This window comes from Haloarcula sp. Atlit-7R (assembly GCF_003666065.1).
Classification (GTDB): Archaea; Halobacteriota; Halobacteria; order Halobacteriales; family Haloarculaceae; genus Haloarcula; species Haloarcula taiwanensis.
Genome location: NZ_QXIK01000086.1, coordinates 1 through 477, shown reverse-complemented (window position 1 = coordinate 477; position 477 = coordinate 1). Strand labels below are relative to the sequence as shown.

Here is a 477-nt window from a genome sequence, read left to right as displayed (position 1 = left end):
AATGTCGTCGTACGGCTGGAAGTACGTAGTAACATTGTCCTGCCACGTAGCACTGTAGTTCCGGGTGATAAGGCCGGTGACATCGTCGCCGTCAGTATAGATTCGGGTTGGCTTAATCGCATCGTGGCTATCAACGTCGGTACAACGAGCCACACGATACGTGGTACCGTTGAATTCCCGAGTGATACCGCTCGTCGCGTAAGCACCGTCTTTGCACTCGTAGTCGTGAGCCTTCACACTCACGTTGTCCCCGCCCTTGACAGCGAAGACATGACTGTACTGTGAGTCAGTCGACGGGTCATTGATATTGCGAAACTCGTTGCCGTTGATCGTCACCTGGGCGACTTGGCTGTCGTCACCAGGAACCGCCGGTGTGTATACAGTACCGTTAGCCGTCATGTTTGAGGAGATTGGTTCCCGGGCAATGATCTGTGTACTGGCGATGGAGCGCCGAATATCGTCAAAGACGTCGTTCAA

General features: G+C 53.7%; 1 protein-coding gene. It reads right to left on the bottom strand.

Features of this window, described 5'->3' with window-relative positions:
* On the bottom strand, positions 1 to 399 hold a 399-nt coding region (locus D3D01_RS22755; RefSeq protein ID WP_147439994.1), incomplete at its 3' end, for a hypothetical protein.
* Positions 400 to 477 lie beyond the last annotated feature (78 nt).